Below are 21,053 nucleotides of genomic sequence, written 5' to 3'. Positions count from 1 at the left end.
GTCACAGGACGACGATGACGTGAGTGTGGGCACAAAAGGCCCCGTCGGAGCAAGAGTTTCAGACAACTGCGGATACTTTGTCTACCTGTGGATCTTGCTCCCGTGCCCGGCTTCTCCCCGTCGCGCGCCCAGCTCCGGCGGCGCGGCGTCGCGTTCAGCCTGTGCGTGGCGCTGATCGCACTCGCCGTGTGGGGCGTCCAGGCCCTGCGCCCGAAAGACGACTTCACCCTCACCCTCCGCACGCCGACGGTGGCCGCCGGCATCGTCGAGGGCGCCAAGGTGCGGATCCAGGGCGTCGACGTGGGCGCGGTCAGCGAGGTCCGGGCCCTCGGTAACGCCCAGCAGGGCGTGACCCTGCGCATCGACGGCCCGCAGGGCCGCAGCCTCACCAACAACCTCGAGGCGGCGTTCTCGGCGGGCAACCTGTTCGGCGTCTCGGAGGTCATCCTCACCCCGCACGAGGGTGGCGGCGAGCTCCGTAACGGCGCCGAACTGGCCCCGACGCGACCCATCACCGACAACACCGTGTCGAACATGATCAGGACCCTGGGCGACGTCAACAACGACGCCCTGCGCCCGCACATGAGCCAGATCCTGATGAACGTCGACGCCTCGTCGAAGGCGATGCTGCCACTCCTCACCGCGCTCGGCAGCGTGGCGCAGACGGTGCAGGAGACGCAGCGCCTGTCCACGGCGCAGACCTTCCCGACGATCGTCGCCTCGCTCAAAGCCGCCGATCCCGCACTCGCGGCCATGATCCCCGCCTTCCAGGCCGGCCTCGATCACCTGCCGCTCCACAACGGGGACAGCAAGACGACCATCGCGATGCAGGACGCGTTCAACGACGAACGCACGGGCCTGGTGGCCGGCTTGCAGGCGATCCTCACGCCGCAGGCGCTCGAGGGGCTCAAGACGGCGTCGCCGATGCTGGTGAGCCTGCTGCAGCCGATCCTCGCGGCGTTCCCGAACGGCAGCGCCACCGGCGTGGGCATCCAGCTCTCGCAGCTGATGAACAACGTGCGCAAGGCCATGCCGAACACCCCCAACGGGCCGGTGCTCAACCTGCGGCTCTCGGTGGACTACCCCGCGGTCGCCGCGATGCTCCCGCCGCGCTGACCCGCACCGCACCACCGGTGCCGTAGCCGCCCCGTGGATCGACTCTCTAATTCTGTCCACGGCGGACAGCGTGGCCGTACCGGACACGATCCGAGAGCGCAGTGATACAGCCTCCGAGCCCCCGGGCCCGGACGGTGCGGGCTCAGGCGAGCGCGCGGTCGCGGGCGGGGCGGACCCGCAGGAACATCGCCAGCCCCAACAGAAGGACCACGATGATGCCGCCGATGCCCGCCCGGTCGGTGCCGAAGATCAGGACGAAGAGGCCGAACAGAGCGGGGCCGAGGAACGACGCCGCGCGGCCCGTGGTCTGGTAGAGCCCGAACATCTGGCCCTCGCGGCCGGGCACCGTCATCCGCGCCAGCATGCTGCGCGCCGACGACTGGGCCGGGCCCACGAACACCGTGAGCAGCAACCCGAAGATCCAGAACATCGTCTGGCCGCTTACGAACAGCAGCACCGTCCCGGCGAGAAGCATCCCGACGAGGCACGTCACGATCACCGGCTTCGGGCCGATCCGGTCGTCGAACCGGCCGGCGATCACCGCGCCGAGGGCGGCCACCACGTTGGCGGCCACACCGAACAGCAGCACCGTCGATTCGCTCATCCCGTAGACGCTGTGCGCGAGCACCGCGCCGAAGGTGAACGTCGCTGCGAGCCCGTCCCGGAAGACCGCCGACGAGACCAGGAACCACACCACGTTCCGGTCCTCGCGCCACAGCGCGCCGATGGTCGCGATGAGGTCCCGGTACGCGCCGACGATCCCGCGCCGGGGCGCCGCGGACGGATCGGCGGGCAGCTCGGGCACGAGGAACAGCACCGGCAACGCGGAGATCGCGAACCACGCCGCCGCGAACAGGGCGACCAGCCGGATGTTCAGCCCGCCCTCGGTGGGCACGTTGAGGAACCCGCGAGTCGGGCCGTCGCCCGCGATGAACCCGAAGTTGCAGATCAACAGCAGCACGATGCCGCCGAAGTAGCCGCAGGCCCAGCCGATCCCGGACACCCGGCCGATCGTCCTGGGCGTCGATACCTGCCGCAGCATCGCGTAGTAGGGCACGTTCGCCAGCTCGAACGCGGCCGTCCCGACGGCGAGCAGCAGCAGCCCGAGCCACAGGTACTGGTACTCGTCGCGCACGAAGAAGCACGCGGCGGTGCACACGGTTATGACCGCACTCCACACGGCGAGTGACAGCCTCCGCCGCCCGGCCGCGTCCGCGCGCCCGCCGAGCACCGGCGCCGACAGCGCCACGACCACGCCTGCGGCCGCCATCGCCCACGACAGCCAGCTGGTGGCGCTGATCGAGCCCGGTAGGTCCTCGCCGACGGCGCCGGTGAGATAGACCGTGAAGACGAACGTGGTCATCACCGCGTTGAACGCGGCACTCCCCCAGTCCCACGCGCACCACGCCGCCACCTGGCGGCGTGGCACGGGAGCGGTATCCACCTGCGCCGCCGTCACGGCGCTACCTCTTCGCGCGCTTCTCGCGGACCCGGACGTTCACCCGCACGGGCGAGCCGTCGAAGCCGAACTCCTCGCGGAGCCTGCGCTCCAGGAACCGGCGGTAGCCCGCCTCCAGGAAGCCGGAGCTGAACAGCACGAACGTCGGGGGCCGGGTGGCCGCCTGCGTCGCGAACAGCACCTTGGGCAGCTTGCCGCCGCGCAGGGGCGGCGGGGTCGCGGCCATGACCTCGCGGAGCCAGTTGTTGAGCCGACCGGTCGGGATGCGCTTGTCCCAGGACTCGAGCGAGGTCTCGATCGCGGGCACCAGCTTCTGCAGCGCGCGGCCGGTCTGCGCGGAGATGTTCACCCGCAGCGCCCACGGGATCTGCACGAGCTCCCGGTCGATCTCCTTCTCCAGCATGTACCGACGGTCCTCGTCGACGAGGTCCCACTTGTTGTAGGCGATCACCAGCGCGCGGCCCGATTCGATCACCATCGACAGCACCCGCAGGTCCTGCTCGGTGATCGGCTGGGAGGCGTCGATGAGCACGATCGCCACCTCGGCGGCCTCGATGGCGCCCTTGGTGCGCAGCGAGGCGTAGAACTCGTGCCCGCTCGCCTGGTTGACCTTCTTGCGCAGGCCGGCGGTATCGATGAACTTCCAGGTCTTGCCGCCGAGCTCGACGAGCGAGTCCACCGGGTCGACGGTGGTGCCCGCGACGTTGTCCACGACGGACCTGTTCTCACCGGTGAGCTTGTTGAGCAGCGAGCTCTTGCCCACGTTCGGCTTGCCGATCAGCGCGATGCGACGCGGTCCGGTACCGCCGGTGCCCTCGCGCGGCGTCTCCGGCAGCTTCTCCAGGACGACGTCGAGCAGATCGCCCGTCCCCCGTCCGTGGGCGGCGGAGATGGTGTACGGCTCACCGAGTCCCAGCGACCACAGGGTGGCGGCCTCGGCCTCGGTGCGCTGGTCGTCGACCTTGTTCGCCGCGAGGATGACCGGGGCCTTCGACCGGCGCAGCACGCGGGCGACGGCCTCGTCGGTCGCGGTGGCACCGACCGTCGCGTCCACGACGACGACGATCGCGTCGGCGGTACGCATGGCGATCTCGGCCTGCTGCGCGATCGACTGCTGCATGCCCTTGGCGTCCGGCTCCCAGCCGCCGGTGTCCTGCACCAGGAACCGTCGGCCGGCCCAGTTGGCCTCGTAGCTGATCCGGTCCCGGGTCACGCCCGGGATGTCCTCGACCACGGCCTCGCGGCGGCCCAGGATCCGGTTGACCAGGGTGGACTTGCCCACGTTGGGGCGCCCGACGATGGCCACCGTCGGCAGCTTCGCCGCCGCCGCGGCGGCCTCCGCCTCGAGGTCGGCGAAGTCGCCCTCGTACTCGGCGAAGTCGCCCTCGTCCTCCCACACCCCGTCGTCGGCGTACTCGAACTCGTTGTCACTCATCGGGTGACCTCCTTCTGCGGCTCCGGAGCTGCGTCGACCCGCTCGCTTCGCTCCCGTCGTCGGGCCAGCGCGCGGTCGGCCGCCTCGGCCACCGCCGCAACGGTCTCCTCCAGGTTCATCTCCGACGAGTCCAGCTCGATCGCGTCGTCGGCCGGGCGCAGCGGCGAGATCTTGCGCGTCGAGTCCAGACCGTCGCGGCGCTGCACGGACGCCAGCACCTCGTCGTAGTCGCTGGGCAGCCCCAGCTCGGTGTTCTGCGCGTGCCGGCGCTGCGCGCGCGCCTCCGCCGACGCCGTGAGGTAGATCTTCACCGGCGCGTCGGGGAAGACGACGGTGCCGATGTCGCGGCCCTCCACCACGATCGTCGTATCGTCGTCGGCGGCGATGGCCCGCTGGTAGTCCACGAGCTGCTCGCGCACCTCGGGCACCGCGGACACGGCCGAGACGGCCGCGGTCACATCGTCCTCGCGGATGCGGCGGGTGATCGAGATCCCGTCCAGTTCCACCTGTTCCGACAGCGGATCGCAGCCCATCGCCAGCGGCAGGTCCGCCGTGGCCGCGGCGATCGCGGCCGGGTCGGTGAGGTCGACCTCCCGCTCCAGCGCCCACACCGTCGCGGCGCGGTACATCGCCCCGGTGTCCAGGTAGCGGGCGCCGAGGTTCTCGGCGATGCGGCGGGCCACCGTCGACTTGCCCGTCCCCGAGGGGCCGTCCATGGCGATCACGAGTGTCACAGTCCGACCGCCTTGTAGAGCGAAGTCACGTCGTCGCGGCCGAGAACGCGCAGGGACCCCGGGCGCTGATCGCCCAGCGCCACGGACCCGACGTGGGTGCGCACCAGGCGCTCGACCGGGTGGCCCACCTCGGCCAGCAGGCGCCGCACGATGTGCTTGCGACCCTCGTGCAGCACGATCCGCACCGTCGAGCGCCCCTCGGACGCCTCGAGGACGGAGAACTTGTCCGCCTTCGCGGGGCCGTCTTCGAGCTCGACGCCGGAGCGCAGCGTGTTGCCGAGGCGGCGCGGCACCTCGCCCTGCACCCACGCGAGATAGGTCTTGGGCACCTCATAGGACGGGTGCATGAGCCGATGCGCGAGCTCACCGTCGTTCGTGACGAGCAGCAGGCCCTCGGTGTCGGCGTCGAGCCGGCCGACGTGGAAGAGCCGCTGACCCGCGGCCACGCGCTCAGCGACGATGTCGCCCACACAGGGGCGGCCCATGTCGTCGCTCATCGTCGACTGCCAGCCGCGCGGCTTGTTCAGCGCCAGGTGCACGAGGTTCTCGTTGACCACGACGCGCACGCCGTCGACGCGGACCACCGCGACGTCGGGGTTCACGCGCCGGCCCTGTTCGGTGACGATCTCGCCGTCCACCTCGACGCGGCCGTCGGCGATCATCTCCTCGGCCACCCGGCGCGAGGCGACGCCGGCCTGCGCGAGCACCTTCTGCAGGCGGATGCCCTCGCCCTCGGGCCCCTGGTCCGACGATTCCGAGGACCGCACGGGAACGTTCTGCGTACGCGCCGGCTTGGCGTTCGAGAGGCGGGGAACTCCGCCCTGGCGCCCCGGCTGCTTCTGCGGCGGCGCGGCTCCCTGGTTCGGCTTGGTGGTTCGATGTCTGTCCGGTGTGCCATCACGGCGAGCGGGTCTGTTCATGATCCCTCCATGATCGCAGGTCGCGGGCGAAATCGGTATTCGTCACCGCGGCGCGGCCCCGGCGGCGCTCAGCGGTCGGTTCCGGCGGCCCATGAACAGGACCGAGGCCCCGACGGACGTGAGCACGATCGTGCTGACCAGACCGGCCTTCGGCGGGAAGAAGAGCGGGTCGCCGCCCGCATCGCCGCCGGTGAGGTCGTCCAGCCCGCTCATCATCATGGACGGGAAGATCCACACCAGGATCGACAGGATCGCGGCCAGACCGAGGATCCCGCTCGCCAGGGCGCGACCGCGTACGCCGAACGCCGGTCGCACGGCGGCCACGATCACGAGGATCAGGGCGACCATCGCGAGACCGGCGGTGGCGTACCCCCACGGGATCACCCCGTCGGTCGCCGCGCCCGCTTCGGGGAAGCCCGCGGCCGCCGCCCGATCCGCGTCGAGCTCGCCGCTCAGGACGAGCCGGCCGGTACCGGTGAAGCCCCAGGGGAGCCCGACCTGCCCGACCTTGAATCCGAGCCAGGGCACCGTCGCCGCCCAGACGGTCAGCGCGGCGACGACCGCTGTGAGGACGAGGGGCCACCAGCGGCGTATCGCCGGGCCGGCGGCGCCGACGGGGAAGGCCTCGCGGAGGACGGCGGAGAGATCAGGCATCGGGATCGAATCCGATCACGTCGGCGCTCTTGCGGCCGAGCTTGGCGAACCGCGGCTCCTCGTCGAGCCGGCTGCTGAGGTCCTCGATCACGTCGACCTCGGGCAGCAGGGGCGCGAGCGGCGGCAGTTCGTCGAGCGAGCTCAGGCCGAGCCGCTCGAGGAAGAGCTCGGTCGTCGCGTACGTGGTGGCCCCGGCGTCGGTGCCCGCCTCCACGATGAGGCCGCGGGCGGCGAGCGTGCGCATCACACCGTCGACGTTGACGCCGCGCACCGCGCCCACCTGGGACCGGCTCACCGGCTGCTTGTAGGCGATCACCGCGAGCGTCTCCAGCGCGGCGCGGGTCAGCTTGGACCGCACCCCGTCGAGGAGGAGCCGCTCGACGTAGGGCGCGTACTCGGCGCGGCTGTAGAGCCGCCAGCCCTCCGCGGACTCGCGCAGCTCCATGCCGGAGCGTCGCTCCGCCAGCTCCCCCGCCCAGGTGCGCAGGTCGGCGGTGATCCGCTCCTCCGGCTCCTCCAGGGCGGTGCCCAGCTGCTCCGCGGTCGCAGGCGCGTCCACCACGAGCAGCAGCGCCTCCAGCGCCGACCGCAGCTCGTCCGGCTCCATGCCCTCGACCAGGGCGAAAGCCTCGGCCTGTTCGCTCATTGTTCCTCCTGCCAGTCGTCGCCGGGTGTCTCGTCGTACTCGTCGCGGGTGCCGCCCACCACCAGGTTCTCGTTCTCCCCCGACCAGCGCACCTTGAGATCGCCGAGCGCCTCGGGCTGGTCGAACAGCACGGCCCGCTCGCGGTACAGCTCGAGCAGCGCGAGGAAGCGCGCGATCACGGCGATGCCGGAGTCGCAGTCGGCCACGAGCTCGGAGAATCCGGACCAGTGCTCGGGCCGCGCGCGCAGCCGCGCCGCGAGGAGGCGCGCCTGCTCGGGCACCGAGACCTTGGGCACGTGCAGGTGCCCCAGCCCGACGGTCGGCTTCGGCTTCGGGGTGAAGGCGGACGCCGCGACGAGCGCGAACTGTTCCGGGGTCACGCCCAACTGGACCGGGGGCACGAGCGCCTCGAACCGGGGCTCGAGGCCCACGGCCCGGGGGTACCGACGGTTCGCCTTCGCCTCCAGCTGGGCCATCAACTCGGCCACCTGCTTGTAGGCGCGGTACTGGAGCAGGCGCGCGAACAGCAGATCGCGCGCCTCGAGCAGCGCGAGGTCCTCGGCGTCCTCCACCTCGCCCGCCGGGAGCAGGCGGGCGGCCTTGAGGTCGAGCAGCGTCGCGGCGACCACGAGGAACTCGGTGGTCTGGTCGAGGTCGGCCTCCGCGCCGAGCTGCTTGGTGTAGGCGATGAACTCGTCCGTCACGACGTGCAGCGCGACCTCGGTGACGTCCAGGCGACGGCCGCCGATCAGCTGCAGCAGCAGGTCGAACGGGCCCTCGAAGTTCGCGAGCTTCACGGTGAAACCGGACGACGATTCGGATGCACCGTCGGCCACCGGGCCGCCCGCGTTCGCTGCCTCCGGCGCCGCGACCGCCTCGATGGGTTCGACTTCGGTGGTGCTCACTTCTCCTGCGCGATCACCTCGCGCGCGAGGGCGCGATAGGCGTTGGCGCCGGCCGACTTCGGCGCCCACGACGTGATGGGCTCGCCCGCGACGGAGGTCTCGGGGAAGCGGACGGTGCGCGAGATCACCGAGCGGTACACGGCGTCGCCGAAGACCTCGACCACCCGCGCCATCACGTCGCGCGAGTGCAGCGTCCGCGAATCGAACATCGTGACCACGATCCCCGCCATGCCCAGGCGCGGGTTCAGGCGGTCCTTCACCTTGTCGACGGTGTCGGTGAGCAGCGCCAGGCCGCGCAGCGCGAAGTACTCGCACTCCATCGGGATGAGCACCTGGTCGGCGCAGGCCAGAGCGTTCACCGTGAGCAGCCCGAGGGACGGCTGGCAGTCGATGAGGATGTAGTCGTAGCGGTCCAGCACCGGATACAGGGCCCGGCCGAGGGTCTGTTCGCGGCCCACCTCGTTGACCAGCTGGATCTCCGCGGCGGAGAGGTCGATGTTCGACGGGAGCAGGTCGACGCCGTCGACCCGCGTGCGCAGCAGCACGTCGTCGGCGGAGATCCGGGACTCCATGAGCAGGTTGTGCACCGTGAGCTCCAGCTCGTGGTGCGCGACGCCGAGGCCGGCCGACAGCGCGCCCTGCGGGTCGAGGTCGACCAGCAGCACGCGGCGCCCGTAGGAGGCCAGCGAGGCGCCGAGGTTGATGGTGGTCGTCGTCTTGCCGACGCCGCCCTTCTGGTTGCACACCGCGATCACGCGGGCGGGGCCGTGGCTGGTCTTGGGCGTCGGCTCGGGGAACTCGACGGCCGGTCGGCCGGTCACGTCCAGGCCGTCCTCGGCCGTGGGCTTCGGCGCGTGGTGATGCTCCAGCTCCCCCAGGTCCAGGCCCGGGTTCTCCGCATCGGGCGCTGCCGCCAATGTCCACCTCCAGATAAGTCCACACCCAGCCTAATGCGCGCGACCCGCGTGCCGCCGCAGCGGCACGCGGGTCAGCCCCGCAGCTGCGTGGGCGCGCCCGGATCGAAGCGTCGTTGATCGTGGTCGGCAGATCGGGTGCGGATGGCTTCCCGCACCCGCGGCACCCCGTCGCACCCTGCACGCCGGGTGCGCACGCGCGGAACGGGTGCAGCTTGGTAGTTCAGAAGGGGTATGCGAGAAACGCATGGCTCTTCGGGCGAGCGATCACCCCGGATCGATCCCCGCGCCAGGCGCGCCCGGCGCCCGGAGGGCGTAGCCGGCCCCGTGCGCAGGCGGGCACTCAGGCGAACGCGCGCGGGTGCGCCGACGCGTACACCTCACGCAGTGCCTGCACCGTCACCAGCGTGTACACCTGTGTCGTGGTCACCGAGGCGTGGCCGAGCAGCTCCTGCACCACGCGCACGTCGGCACCGCCCTCGAGCAGGTGGGTGGCGAAGGAGTGTCGCAGAGTGTGCGGCGAGACGTGCACCTGCGATGTGTCGATCCCCGCGCGCTCCGCCGCGACGGCGAGCACCTGCCACGCCGATTGCCGGGAGAGCCGACCGCCGCGCACGTTGAGGAACAGCGCCGGGTTCGAGCGCTGCACGAGCGCGGGCCGGCCCCGGACGAGGTACGCGTCCAGCGCCGCGAGCGCGGGCCGCCCGATCGGCACGACGCGTTGCTTGCCGCCCTTGCCGAGTAACACCACGGACCGGGATTCCGCGTCGATGTCGTCCACGTCGAGTGCGGTGACCTCCGAGATTCGGGCGCCGCTGGAGTACAGGAGCTCCAGCATCGCACGGTCGCGCAGCCGCGACGGGGTGTCCGACTCGGATTCCCCTCCGGCCGCCTCGAGCAGGGCGATCACCTGCTCGACGGGCAGCGCCTTGGGCAGCCGCTTCGCGGGCGCGGGCGGGCGGACCTCGCGGGCCACGTCGACGCTCGTCACGCCCTCGGCGGCCGCGAACTTGTGCAGACCGCGCACCGCGATCAGCGAGCGCGCGGCGGAGCTGGCCGCGAGCGGCGGATGCTCCGGGCCGCCCTCGCGCAGTGCGACGAGGAACCCGCTGACCTGGCTCTGGGTGACGTCGGCGAGATCGCCCACGCCCAACCCACGAAGGTACTCGCGGTAGCGGGCGAGATCACGCCGGTAGCTGCTCAGGGTGTTCGCCGCGGCACCGCGTTCGACGGTGAGGTGGTCGATGTACGTGCGCAGCTGATCGTCGAGAACCACCTCGACCGGCACAGTTACCGCCCGTCCTCCACGGGCCGACCCTTGCGGGCGGCGAGGGCCGTCGGGCGGCCCGGCCACGGCGCATCGGAACAGCGCAGCGGGGTGTCGTCGTCGGTCACCATCGTGGCGGCGAGGATGGCGCTCACCGAGGTGGAGTTCACGATCTCGCCGGAGAGCACCATGCGGACGGCGTCCGGCATGGAGATCCACTCGACGGTCATGTCGAGCTCTTCGTCCTCCTGCGCGGCCATCTCGCAGTAGCGGAGATCGGTGGCGAGGTAGACGCGCACCATCTCGTCGGTGAACCCGGGCGACGGGGCGAGGTCCACGAGGACGTGCCACTCGCGGGCGCCGAGCCCCGTCTCCTCGGCCAGCTCGCGCTGCGCGGCGCACACGGGCTCCTCCTCGCCGGAGTGGTCGAGTAGTCCGGCGGGGATCTCCAGCATCCGCCGGCCCATGGGGTGGCGGTACTGGTTGACCATGGCGATGGCGCCGTCCGCGTTCATGGCGACCACGGCCACGGCGCCGTCGTGCTCGACGACGTCCCGGATGGCCGTGCCGCCGCCGGGCATCGTCACCTCGTCGCGACGGACCGCGAAGATCGGCCCCTCGTACACGGTCTCACTGCTGAGCGCCTGGAAGTCGTGCGTCTGCACGGAATCGAGCGAGGTGAGCTGGTCAGTCATCTGCTCCGCCGCCTGAACTGTCATTCCCCGACGGTACCTCGTCCACCGCGGTCCGGACACCGACCGGCAGTTCGAGCTCGGCCCGGTACTTCAGGGCCGCACCGACGAACGCCGCGAACAGCGGGTGCGGGCGCGTGGGGCGCGACTTGAGCTCGGGGTGCGCCTGCGTACCGACGAGGAAGGGGTGCGCCTCCCGGGGGTACTCGACGAACTCGACGAGGTGCCCGTCGGGCGAGACACCCGAGAAGGTCAGGCCCGATTCCGCGATCTTGTCGCGGTAGGCGTTGTTGACCTCGAAGCGGTGGCGGTGCCGCTCGGAGACCTCGGTCGAACCGTAGGCGTTCGCCACGATCGAGCCCCGCTCGAGCGCGGCCGGGTAGGCGCCGAGGCGCATGGTGCCGCCCAGGTCGGCCTCGCCGGCGACGGCGCGCTCCTGATCCGCCATGGTCGAGATGACGGGGTGCTCGGTGTCGTCGTCGAACTCGGTGGAGCTTGCGCCCTCGAGCCCGACGGACCGGGCCGCCTCGATGACGATGCACTGCAGGCCCAGGCACAGACCGAGCAGTGGCACGCCGCGCTTGCGGGCGTAGCGGATCGCGCCGAGCTTGCCCTCGATGCCGCGGATGCCGAAGCCGCCGGGGATGAGGATTCCGTCCACGTCGCGCAGGGCCGCGGAGGCCCCCGCCTCCGTCACGCAGTCGTCCGACGGGACCCAGGAGATCTGCACCTTCGCCCAGTTGGCGAAGCCGCCGGCACGCAGCGCCTCGGTCACCGACAGGTAGGCGTCGGGCAGGTCGATGTACTTGCCGACCAGCGCGATGTTCACCGTCTCTCGGGGCTCGTGGACGCGCTTGAGGAGGTCTCCCCAGACGGTCCAGTCGACATCGCGGAAGGGCAGGCCCAGCTTGCGCACGACGTAGGCGTCGAGCTGGTTGCCGTGCAGCACCTTGGGCACGTCGTAGATCGAGCTCGCATCGGGGCAGGAGATCACGCCGTCGATGTCGACGTCGCACATCAGCGCGATCTTGTTGCGCTGCCCCTCGGGGACGTCGCGGTCGCAACGCAGGATCAGCGCGTCGGGCGTGATGCCGATGCTGCGCAGCGCGGCGACGGAGTGCTGGGTGGGCTTGGTCTTGAGCTCACCGGACGCGGCGAGGTAGGGCACCAGCGAGACGTGCAGGAAGAAGACGTTGTCGCGGCCCACGTCGTGGCGCACCTGGCGTGCGGCTTCGAGGAAGGGCTGCGACTCGATGTCGCCGACGGTGCCACCGATCTCGGTGATCACGACGTCGGGGACGATGCCCTCGGAGTCGGGCGCCTGCATCGCGAGGATGCGGGCCTTGATCTCGTCGGTGATGTGCGGGATGACCTGCACGGTGTCGCCCAGGTACTCGCCGCGGCGCTCCTTGGCGATGACTGTCGAGTACACCTGGCCGGTCGTGACGTTGGCGATGCCGGAGAGGTTCCGGTCGAGGAAGCGCTCGTAGTGGCCGACGTCGAGGTCCGTCTCGGCACCGTCCTCGGTGACGAAGACCTCGCCGTGCTGGAACGGGTTCATGGTGCCCGGATCCACATTGAGGTACGGGTCGAGCTTCTGCATCGTCACGCGCAGACCGCGCGCCGTGAGGAGCTGTCCCAAGCTGGAGGCCGTCAGGCCCTTACCCAGGGAGGACGCAACGCCTCCGGAGACGAAGATGTGCTTCGTGGCGACGCGCGCGCCAACGCGAGGAGAGGGCAACGAAACTCCCGTATTCGAGCGGACAGACCTGCTTCTACTACGGGACTTCAGCCTATCACCAGGGGTCAGCGGACGCCCGTTCCGTAGGCGCGGACGTCGCCGCGCGTCGCCTGCGCGAGCGCCAGCGCGGTCGAGACCTGCCCCACGACGGTGTCCGCGTCGTCGACGGTGGCGAGCGCCGCGGAGAGCCCGCTGTCCTGCCGGACGACCACGATCGGTCCCGCACCCTGCGACGATCCGGAGCGACCGGCGAGGACCGCGCCGTCCCCGTGGCGCGACAGCGCGGCGGCCAGCCGGCCGATCCCCTGCCCCTCGCCGGCTCGCTCGCCCGGCACTGTTCCGCCCGTCACTATCACCGCGGCGCGCGCGCCGGGCACCGTCGGACCGGAGAAATCGACGAAGCCGGCCTGCTTCAGGGCCGCGAGGGCGTCGGTGCGGCCGGTCGACGGCGCCGCGGCGGCGCCCTTGGCGAGCAGGACTGCGCCGAGCAGGTCACCGGCGCGGGCCCGGGGGTCAACGAGGGCGTCGTCGAGGGAGACGCCGCTCGGGACGGCGTTGTCGACGACGCCGCGCAGGCGCTCGGACTTGTCCTCGGCGTAGAGGTCGGCCGTCAGGGTGACGGTGCCCGCGACGGTGCCGCCGCCCTGGGTGAGCCGATCGCTGATCCGCTGGACGTCGCCGCGGTCGGCCGACGGCGCGACGAACAGGAGGACGGGCACGCCCGCGAGGCTGCGGCCCAGCGTCGACGGTGCCGCCGCGCCGGCGTAGGCGTCCGCGGCGCGGGCGCGATCGGTGAGCGCGGCGTTGCTCTGTTCGAGCTGATCGACCTTCGTGCGCAGGTTCTTGAGGTCACTGTCGGTGGTGAACCGGGCGAGGACGCCCCCGCCCAGCGCGACGCCGACGGCGAACGCCAACAGCACCGCCGCCCAGACCAGCGCGGGCCGGCGGGCGCCGGGCGAGCGGAGGCGACGCGAGCGGCCGAGCACCTAGAGTGCCCGGAACTGGCCCTGGACCCAGAGCGCGAAACGGTTCCACTGGTCGATGAGCCACTGCAGCACGTCGTGGCCCTGGTTGGAGACCAGCACGGCAGCGACGACGGCGACCAGCGCGGCGAGGATGAACAGCGCGATCGCGCCGCCGTGACCGCGGCTGCGGTAGAGCGTGGCGACGGCCTTGCCGTCGACCAACTTGGTGCCCACCTTGAGGCGGGTGAGGAAGGTCGACGGGTTGGACTCGCGGCGGCCCGCGTCGAAGAACTCCTCCAGCGAGGCGGAGTGTCCGACGGAGACGATGAGCGATGCGCCGTGGTGGTCGGCGATGATCAGCGCGAGGTCGGCGGCGGAGCCGGTGGCCGGGAAGGTCATGGCTCCGATGCCCAGGTCCTGGATGCGCTCGAGGCCGGGGGCGTGGCCGTCAGGGGCGGCCGGGAGCACCACCTGAGCGCCGGAGCGCAGCGTGTTGGTGGTGATCGTCTCCGGGTCGCCGACGATGAGGTCGGGGCGGTAGCCGGCCTTGACCAGCGCGTCGGCGCCGCGGTTCACGCCGATGAGCACCGGCGCGTACTCCTTGATGAAGGGCTTGAGTCGCTTGAGGTCCTCGACGTGGTCGGCGCCGTCGGAGACGACGAGTACGTGCCTGTTGTTGAGGTTGACCTCGACGTCGGGGATGCCGACGCCATCGATGAGCAGCGGCGACTCGACGCGGATGAACTCGACGGTGTTGCCGGCGAAGGCCTCCAGGTGGTCGACGACGCCGGAGCGCGCGGCCAGCATGCGGGAGGTCACGTCGGTGTCGGTGAGCTGCTCGCCCTGGGCCAGCTCGCGCTCGCCGGTGTAGACGACGCCCTCGTGGACGCGGACCTTCGCGCCGTCCTTGACGCGGGAGAAGACCTCCTTGCCCGCGTCGTCGACGAGCTCGATACCGGCGGCCGCCAGCACCTCGGGTCCGAGGTTCGGGTAGCGGCCGGAGATGAACGGCGACGCGTTGACCACCGCCGCGACCCCCGCCTCGACCATGAGGTCGGCGGTGGTGCGGTCGAGGTCCAGCTCGTCGCACACCACGATGTCGCCGCGGCCGATCCGGCCGAGCAGACGCGTGGTGTCCTTGTCGACCCGGGCGGTGCCGGTGACGCCGGGCAGGTTCGACGTGTTGCGGGACAGCAGGCCAGTGAGCTTCATGCCGCACATACTGCCCCGCCAGTCACAAAAGTCACGGGAGGCGCGCCGACAACACTGGAAACTTTGAACTACTTCCACCGCTTCAGTTGCGCATCCGCGTCGACCTCGAGCACGCCCACCGATTCCCAGCGGTTTCGGCGGCGGCGACCAGGCACTTTCTCACCGAAACCGCTGGCAACCGCGAAATCGCCCCGGCGCGAGGGCTAACCGCTCGCGTGCGCCCCCGACTGCGCGACCTTGTCCGAGTCGGCGGCTTCGAGGAGCTCCTCCGCATGCGCGCGGCCGGTATCGGAGTCACCGAGCCCGGCGAGCATGCGCGCCAGCTCGGCGATCCGCTCCTCGCGCGACAGTGCGGTCAGCGTCGAGGTCACCGAGCCCTTGCCCGTCTGCTTGCCCACCGTCAGGTGCGTGTCCGCGAACGCGGCGACCTGCGGCAGGTGCGTCACGACGATCACCTGATGCCGCTGCGCGAGCGCCGCGAGCCGGCGGCCGATCTCGACCGCGGCCTTGCCGCCGACGCCGGCGTCCACCTCGTCGAAGACCATGGTCAATCCCTGCTCGGTGGCCGCGAGAACCACCTCGAGCGCCAGCATCACACGGGAGAGCTCGCCGCCCGACGCGGACTTGCCGATGGGCAGCGGATTTGCGCCGTCGTGCGCGACGAGCCGGAGCTCCACCACGTCGGTGCCGTGCGCGCCGGCCCGGCGCGGCGCACCGTCGACGACGACCGCGGCGGCCTCGGTGTCGGGCGCGGCGGCATCCGGCGCCACGTCGACGGTGATCGACGCGCCGCCCATGGCGAGCTTGCGCAGCTCACCGGTGACCTTCTTGCCCAGGGAGCCGGCCGCCTTGACGCGCGCGGCGGTCAGCGCCGATCCCGCCTCCGCGAGCGAAGCCTCGAGGGAGGTCACCCGGGTCTGCAACGCCGCGAGCCCCTCGGCGGACGTGTCGATCCCCTCGAGCCGGGTCCGCGCCTCCTCGGCCCAGGCGATGACGCCGTCGATGTCGGGCGCGTACTTGCGGGTCAGGGTCTTGAGCTCGGACTGGCGCAGCAGGAGCGACTCCAGCTCGGACGGGTCGCTCGGCAGGTCGGTGAGGTAGGCGCCGAGCTCGGTCGCCACGTCGCCGGCGACGGTCGCCGCCTCCTCGATCCGCTCGGCGAGCGCGCGCAGCGCCGCGTCGTCGGAGCTCGAGAGTGCGGCGCGGACGGTACCGAGCAGGTCGAGCACGGAGCCGGCGCCCTCGGCGTCGCTGCCGTAGCCCGTGCCGGTGAGGGCGGCGTACGAGGTATCGGCGGCCTCGCGCAGGGTGTCGAGGTCCGAGAGCCTCTTGATCTTCTCGACGGTCTCCGTGTCCTCACCGGACAGCGGTGCGACGCCGTCGATCTCGGCGAGCGACGCGGTGAGGTGGTCCTGCTCGAGGGCGAGCTCGCGCGAGCGGGTGGTGCGGTCGGCGAGCTCGGCGCGCGCGGCGAGCCACTCCTCCCGCACACCCTGGTAGGCGCGCAGGGCCTTGGCCGCCGGGGCGCCGGCGAAGGCGTCGAGAAGGTCGCGCTGCCGCTCGGGGCGCAGCAGCCGCAGCTGATCGTTCTGCCCGTGGACGGTGAGGAGAGGGCCGGCGAACTCGGAGAGCGTGCCGACGGGCACGCTGCGTCCGCCGAGATAGGCGCGGGAGCGACCGTCGGCGGCCACGCTGCGCACGGCGATCACGGCGTCGTCGTCGAGCTCGCCGCCGGCGTCGTCGACGGTCCCGCGGACCAGGTCCGCGGAGCTGGCGCCCGCCAGCGAGAAGCGACCCTCGACGATCGCCTTGTCCGCACCGGCGCGGATGCGGCCCGGGTCGGCGCGGGCACCCGCGAGCAGGTGCAGGCTGGTGACGACCATCGTCTTGCCCGCCCCGGTCTCACCCGTGAGCACCGTCAGGCCGGGCGCGAACTCCGCCGCGGCCTGTTCGATCACTCCGAGCGACGAGATGCGGATCTCTTCGAGCACTGCGTTATCCCCCGATTCCCGTGCTGGTGTCGGTGCTGCCGGCGTCGCCCTCGCGGCGACCGCGCCAGCCGCTGATGGGCAGTTGGAACTTGGTCACCAGGCGGTCCGTGAACGGGCCGGCGCCCAGCTTGATGAACCGGACCGGTTCGATGCCGCGCCGGATCTCGATGCGCCCGCGTTCGGGCACGTCGAGGGTGCGCCGGCCGTCGCAGAACGCGATCGCCTCGTGCCGGCTGCCCTCGACCTCGATCGCGATCACCGACCGCGGGCTGGTCACCATGGGCCTCGCGAACAGCGCGTGCGCGTTGCTCGGCACGATGAGCAGGGCCTCCAGATCGGGCCACATGACGGGCCCGCCCGCGGAGAACGCGTAGGCGGTCGAGCCGGTGGGCGTCGCGACGAGGAGGCCGTCGCAGGCGAAGCGGGAGACGGGGCGCCCGTCGACCTCGGTGACCAGCTCGAGCAGGCCCTGCCGGGAGCGGTTCTCGACGGAGACTTCGTTGAGCGCCCAGCCCGCGGCGACGAGGCGGTCACCGTCGTGGATCTCGACGTCCAGCGTCATCCGCGGGTGCACGGTGTAGCGCCGCTGCACGAGATCGTCGATGGTCTCCGGCACAGTGTCGACCTCGGACTCGGCGAGGAAGCCGACGTGCCCGAGGTTGATGCCGATGATGGGGACGTCGGCGCGGCGCGCGAGTTCGGCGCCCCGCAGGAAGCCGCCGTCGCCGCCCAGAACGACGACGACCTCGCAGCCGACCGCGGCATCGTCCGGCGCCTCGCGCACGTCGCTCTCGAGCTTCATCCGCACTCCGGCGGCGTCGAGCCGGCGGCGAATCTCGTCGACGGTGCGGTCCACGTCGCTGCGGAGCGTGTGCACCACCACCAGGAATGTGCGGTCGTGCGGTGTGGTCACTGCGGTCCCTCCGTCACAGCCCTGTCGATCATGTCGTCCACCTCGTCGGGGAGGGCCACCGCGCCACCGGCCCCGGCCTCGCCGGGTTCCCTGCGCAACCACAGGAAGTATTCGACGTTGCCCGACGGCCCCGGCAGCGGACTGAAGGTCACGCCGCGGGTACTCAGGCCCGCCGCGGCGGCGGCCTCCGCGACGCCGCGGACCGCGCTCGCGCGCAGCGCGGGATCGCGCACCACGCCGCCGGCGCCGAGGCGCTCCTTCCCCACCTCGAACTGGGGCTTCACCATGGGCAGCAGGTCCGCGCCGGGCGCGGCGCACTGCGCGAGTGCGGGCAGCACGAGACCCAGGGAGATGAAGGACAGGTCCCCGACGACGAGGTCGACGGGACCGTCGACCGCGCCCGGCTCGAGGAAACGGACGTTGGTCCGGTCGAGGACCGTCACGCGGTCGTCGTCGCGGAGTCGCCAGACGAGTTCGCCGTAGCCCACGTCGACTGCGTAGACGCGGGCGGCGCCGCGGTGCAGCAGCACGTCGGTGAACCCCCCGGTGGACGCGCCGGCGTCGAGGCAACGCCGGCCTTCGACCGCGACGTCGGGGAAGGCGTCGAGCGCCCCGATCAGCTTGTGCGCCCCGCGGGAGGCCCATTCGACCTCGCCGGCGACGGCCGTGACGTGCACGGGGTCTGCGGGATCGATCTGATTGGCGGCCTTGCGCGCGATCTGCTTGTTGACGGTGACCCGCCCGGCTTCGATGAGCTCGCGGGCGTGTTCCCGGGACCGGGCCATGCCGCGGCGGACCAGCTCGGCGTCGAGCCGCACCCTCCGAGCCATCAGGCGCGATCCACGGTGTCGAGGGCGTCGACCAGCAGGTGGTGCGCCTGCTCGAACAGCGCGGCCTGCCGGCCGAGGGTCGCGAGCTCGCCGACGCCGGCCACGGCACCGGGGTCGACGACAGGCTCCGCCTCGAGCTCGTCGACGCGACGCATCAGGTCCTCGACGGCCGTGCGGACGTCGGCCGGGTCGTCCCCTCGAAACACAGTCGGCTCCACGGGGTCCACGCTATCGGATCGTCAGCCGCAGGCCCGACCGCCGCTCCTCGGAGAGTGCGCGGGCCGCGGCGATCGCGGCGTACGTCGCATCGGCCGGGTTCGCGCCGGGGGCTCCGGTCACGGTCAGCTCGTCCCCGTCGACGGTGGCGGTCCAGCCGTCCCGCGGACCCGGGCGCGACGCCGCCGGTGGCAGGCGCAGGCCCGCCAGGGTGTCGGCGACGAAGGTGGGCTGGTGCACGTCCGGCGCGGCGACGACGTCCTGCACGTCGTTGACGCCGGTGAGCACGAGGAAGGTGTCGGCTCCGAAGGCGTTGCCGCCCTGGATGTCCGTATCGAGGCGGTCTCCGACGACGAGCGCGCGCGTGGCCCCGGCCGCGCGCATCGCGTCGACGAAGATCGGAGTGAAAGGCTTGCCTGCGACGTGCGGCTCGCGCTCGGTGGCGTGGCGCACCGCGGCGACCATCGAGCCGTTGCCGACGAGCAGGCCCCGTTCGGTGGGGAGGGTGGCGTCGGTGTTGGTGGCGACCCACACGGCGCCGGCGCGGATCGCGAGAGCGGCCTCGGACAGTCGCGCCCAGCCGGTCTCCGGATTGTGCCCCTGGATGACGGCGCGGGCCTCCTCGGCCGTCTCCACCGGCACCAGGCCACGGGCCTCGACCTCCTGGCACAGCGCCTGCGCGCCGACGACGAGCACCGGCGTTCCCGCCGGCACGAGGGACGCGAGCAGTCCCGCGCCGGCCTGCGCACTGGTGACGACGGTGTCGTCGGGCGCCGCGAAGCCGAGGTCGCGGAGATGCTGGGCGACGTCGCCGGGGCTGCGGCTGGCGTTGTTGGTCACGTAGGTGACGGGTAGACCGTCGAGCGCCTCGGCGGCGCCCGGAATCGCGACGGCGCCCGCGTAGGCGGTGCCGTCGAGGTCGACGAGCAGCCGGTCGTAGCCGGCCGCGAGTGGTGCGCTCATTCCGCGGCGTCGGCGGACAGCTCGGCGACGCGTTCCTCCGCGTCGGTGAATTCGTCCTCATCCGCCGCGGCGGCGTTGAGGAACCAGGTCAAGGCGTCGTCCCGCCGTTCGGCGCCGAGCAGCGCCTCTGCGTACACGTAGAACAGGCGGGCGGCGTGAAAGCCGCGTCGCGCGGGATCGAGGTCCTCGGCCTGCAGGGTGACGACGGCCTTGTCGTACTCCCCCAGATCCATGCGGGCGCCGGCCTCGACCATCCGCAGTTCGGTCCGGTCGTCGCCGGTCAGCTGCGCGGCCTCCTCACCACGGGCGGTCTCGATGGCCTTCTCGGGCCGGCCGAGGCCCCGTTCGCTGTCGGCGATCAGCGGGAGCAGGTTGACGGCGCCGCCCATCCGCTTCGCGGCGCGCAGTTCACTGAGCGCTTCCGACCACTCGCCGTTCATGTACGCCGCGATGCCGCAGGCCTCCCGCACGGCGGCGATGCGCCCGGCCCGCTCGCGGGCGGCACGCGCATGCGCCAGAGCGGCCGCGGGGTCGCTGTCGAGCAGCCGACCGGCGAGCACCAGGTGCGAGGACACGAGCTCGGCGTTGTTCTTATCCAAGCTCAGCAGGTCACGCCGGATCGCGGGGTCCAGTTCCTTCGGATCGACGTCGTTCGGGATCGACGGCTCGCCGGCCCGGGTGCGCGGCCGCTCGGAGCGCTGGTCGTCGCGCGGAAAACCACTCCGGCCGCCCTGGCTGGAACGCGGGCCTGAGCCGTTGCGAGCCCCGAAGGAATTGCCGCCACGGCGGTCGCCTCCTCCTCGGCGGTCTGCACCGGGGCCGCCGCCTCGACGATCCGCGCCGCCCCCGGTGCGACGGTCGCCCGACGGGCGGCCGCCGTACTCTCGGCGATCCCCGCCGCGGGAAGCGCCGCCCCGGGAGTCGCCGCCACGGTAGTCGCCGCCACGGTAGTCCCGACGGTCGCCGCGCGCGTCGCCGCCCCGAGAACCACCGACGTCACGCCGCTCCCCGCGGTTCCCGTCCGAGCGGCCCTGATCCCGGCTCCGGCCCTGGTAGCCACGGCGCTGTTCGCCACCGCGCTGTTCGCCGCCGCGCCGTTCGCCACCCGAGCGACCGCCGCCGCCCCGGTTCGTGCCACGTGACGAATCTCCGTCGGTGCCGCGATCGGTCCGGTCGGCGGGATTGGTGAACCCCGCGCGCTGCCGGCGCTCGCCGTTCGACTCAGCCGCCACGTTGCACCCACTTCCCGTCGCCTCCGAGGCGACTGCCGCTATTACTGTACTTGGACATGGCGAAGGCCCCTGGGGAGGTGGAACACTGCGAAGTGTTCGACACGATCCCCAAGGGCCTTCATCCTGTATCTAATTTTAGTCCGGCGGTGTCCTACTCTCCCACACCCTCGCGAGTGCAGTACCATCGGCGCTGGAGGGCTTAGCTTCCGGGTTCGGAATGGAGCCGGGCGTTTCCCCTCCGCTATGGC

General features: G+C 71.9%; 20 protein-coding genes and 1 rRNA gene. 1 reads left to right on the top strand and 20 read right to left on the bottom strand.

Going from position 1 to position 21,053, the window contains the following annotated elements:
* Positions 1 to 87: 87 nt before the first annotated feature.
* Positions 88 to 1,116: an MlaD family protein gene (locus tag FK529_RS15690; RefSeq protein ID WP_146562891.1), complete on the top strand. Its 1,029-nt coding sequence runs from the start codon at positions 88 to 90 to the stop codon at positions 1,114 to 1,116.
* A 142-nt stretch (positions 1,117 to 1,258) separates the two neighbouring features.
* On the opposite strand, the gene FK529_RS15685 is transcribed toward FK529_RS15690, so the two are convergent.
* The 20 genes from FK529_RS15685 to rrf form a co-directional block, all read right to left on the bottom strand.
* On the bottom strand, positions 1,259 to 2,575 hold the full coding sequence (locus tag FK529_RS15685; RefSeq protein WP_231703126.1) for an MFS transporter: 1,317 nt from the start codon (positions 2,573 to 2,575) through the stop codon (positions 1,259 to 1,261).
* 4 nt (positions 2,576 to 2,579) lie between these two features.
* On the bottom strand, positions 2,580 to 4,010 hold the full coding sequence (gene der / locus FK529_RS15680; protein WP_146562889.1) for a ribosome biogenesis GTPase Der: 1,431 nt from the start codon (positions 4,008 to 4,010) through the stop codon (positions 2,580 to 2,582).
* Positions 4,007 to 4,726: a (d)CMP kinase gene (gene cmk / locus FK529_RS15675; protein ID WP_146563038.1), complete on the bottom strand. Its 720-nt coding sequence runs from the start codon at positions 4,724 to 4,726 to the stop codon at positions 4,007 to 4,009. Before cmk ends, der begins: the two co-directional genes overlap by 4 nt.
* 14 nt (positions 4,727 to 4,740) lie before the next feature.
* On the bottom strand, positions 4,741 to 5,664 hold the full coding sequence (locus tag FK529_RS15670) for a pseudouridine synthase (protein ID WP_146562887.1): 924 nt from the start codon (positions 5,662 to 5,664) through the stop codon (positions 4,741 to 4,743).
* 42 nt (positions 5,665 to 5,706) lie between these two features.
* Positions 5,707 to 6,318, bottom strand: coding sequence for a hypothetical protein (locus tag FK529_RS15665; protein ID WP_146562885.1), 612 nt, complete (start codon positions 6,316 to 6,318; stop codon positions 5,707 to 5,709).
* Entirely contained in the window at positions 6,311 to 6,964 is a 654-nt protein-coding gene (gene scpB / locus FK529_RS15660; protein WP_146562883.1) for an SMC-Scp complex subunit ScpB, read from the bottom strand. The genes FK529_RS15665 and scpB overlap by 8 nt, the downstream gene beginning before the upstream one ends.
* A complete protein-coding gene (locus tag FK529_RS15655; RefSeq protein ID WP_146562881.1) occupies positions 6,961 to 7,869 on the bottom strand; it encodes a segregation and condensation protein A in 909 nt (302 codons plus the stop codon). The genes scpB and FK529_RS15655 overlap by 4 nt, the downstream gene beginning before the upstream one ends.
* Entirely contained in the window at positions 7,866 to 8,753 is an 888-nt protein-coding gene (locus tag FK529_RS15650) for a ParA family protein (RefSeq protein ID WP_146563035.1), read from the bottom strand. Before FK529_RS15650 ends, FK529_RS15655 begins: the two co-directional genes overlap by 4 nt.
* Positions 8,754 to 9,126: 373 nt before the next feature.
* Positions 9,127 to 10,071: a site-specific tyrosine recombinase XerD gene (gene xerD / locus FK529_RS15645; RefSeq protein WP_146562879.1), complete on the bottom strand. Its 945-nt coding sequence runs from the start codon at positions 10,069 to 10,071 to the stop codon at positions 9,127 to 9,129.
* A gap of 2 nt (positions 10,072 to 10,073) precedes the next feature.
* Positions 10,074 to 10,745, bottom strand: a complete 672-nt coding sequence (locus FK529_RS15640; RefSeq protein ID WP_146563033.1) for an NUDIX domain-containing protein — start codon at positions 10,743 to 10,745, stop codon at positions 10,074 to 10,076.
* On the bottom strand, positions 10,738 to 12,483 hold the full coding sequence (pyrG, locus tag FK529_RS15635; RefSeq protein ID WP_231703125.1) for a CTP synthase: 1,746 nt from the start codon (positions 12,481 to 12,483) through the stop codon (positions 10,738 to 10,740). The genes FK529_RS15640 and pyrG overlap by 8 nt, the downstream gene beginning before the upstream one ends.
* Positions 12,484 to 12,548: 65 nt before the next feature.
* Positions 12,549 to 13,469 (bottom strand): copper transporter, encoded by a 921-nt coding sequence (locus FK529_RS15630; protein WP_146562877.1) that lies wholly within the window; start codon positions 13,467 to 13,469, stop codon positions 12,549 to 12,551.
* Positions 13,470 to 14,660 carry a putative cytokinetic ring protein SteA gene (steA, locus tag FK529_RS15625; RefSeq protein ID WP_146562875.1) on the bottom strand — a complete coding sequence of 397 codons (1,191 nt, stop codon included), beginning with the start codon at positions 14,658 to 14,660 and terminating at the stop codon, positions 13,470 to 13,472.
* 203 nt (positions 14,661 to 14,863) lie between these two features.
* Entirely contained in the window at positions 14,864 to 16,651 is a 1,788-nt protein-coding gene (recN, locus tag FK529_RS15620; RefSeq protein WP_146562873.1) for a DNA repair protein RecN, read from the bottom strand.
* 4 nt (positions 16,652 to 16,655) lie between these two features.
* Complete coding sequence (locus tag FK529_RS15615; protein WP_146562871.1) at positions 16,656 to 17,564, bottom strand: NAD kinase; 909 nt, start codon at positions 17,562 to 17,564, stop codon at positions 16,656 to 16,658.
* Entirely contained in the window at positions 17,561 to 18,394 is an 834-nt protein-coding gene (locus FK529_RS15610; RefSeq protein WP_146562869.1) for a TlyA family RNA methyltransferase, read from the bottom strand. Before FK529_RS15610 ends, FK529_RS15615 begins: the two co-directional genes overlap by 4 nt.
* Positions 18,394 to 18,612: a hypothetical protein gene (locus FK529_RS15605; protein WP_146562867.1), complete on the bottom strand. Its 219-nt coding sequence runs from the start codon at positions 18,610 to 18,612 to the stop codon at positions 18,394 to 18,396. Before FK529_RS15605 ends, FK529_RS15610 begins: the two co-directional genes overlap by 1 nt.
* Positions 18,613 to 18,622: 10 nt before the next feature.
* Complete coding sequence (locus tag FK529_RS15600) at positions 18,623 to 19,573, bottom strand: HAD-IIA family hydrolase (RefSeq protein WP_146562865.1); 951 nt, start codon at positions 19,571 to 19,573, stop codon at positions 18,623 to 18,625.
* The gene (locus tag FK529_RS20230) at positions 19,570 to 20,805 is read right to left on the bottom strand and encodes a tetratricopeptide repeat protein (RefSeq protein ID WP_166436427.1); all 1,236 of its coding nucleotides are present in this window, start codon (positions 20,803 to 20,805) and stop codon (positions 19,570 to 19,572) included. The genes FK529_RS15600 and FK529_RS20230 overlap by 4 nt, the downstream gene beginning before the upstream one ends.
* Before the next feature lie 138 nt (positions 20,806 to 20,943).
* Positions 20,944 to 21,053 (bottom strand): 5S ribosomal RNA (gene rrf, locus FK529_RS15585); the annotation flags it as partial.

The sequence above is a fragment of the Tsukamurella asaccharolytica genome, assembly GCF_007858435.1.
Lineage (GTDB): Bacteria > Actinomycetota > Actinomycetes > Mycobacteriales > Mycobacteriaceae > Tsukamurella > Tsukamurella asaccharolytica.
This window is presented reverse-complemented; position numbering and strand designations above follow the sequence as displayed.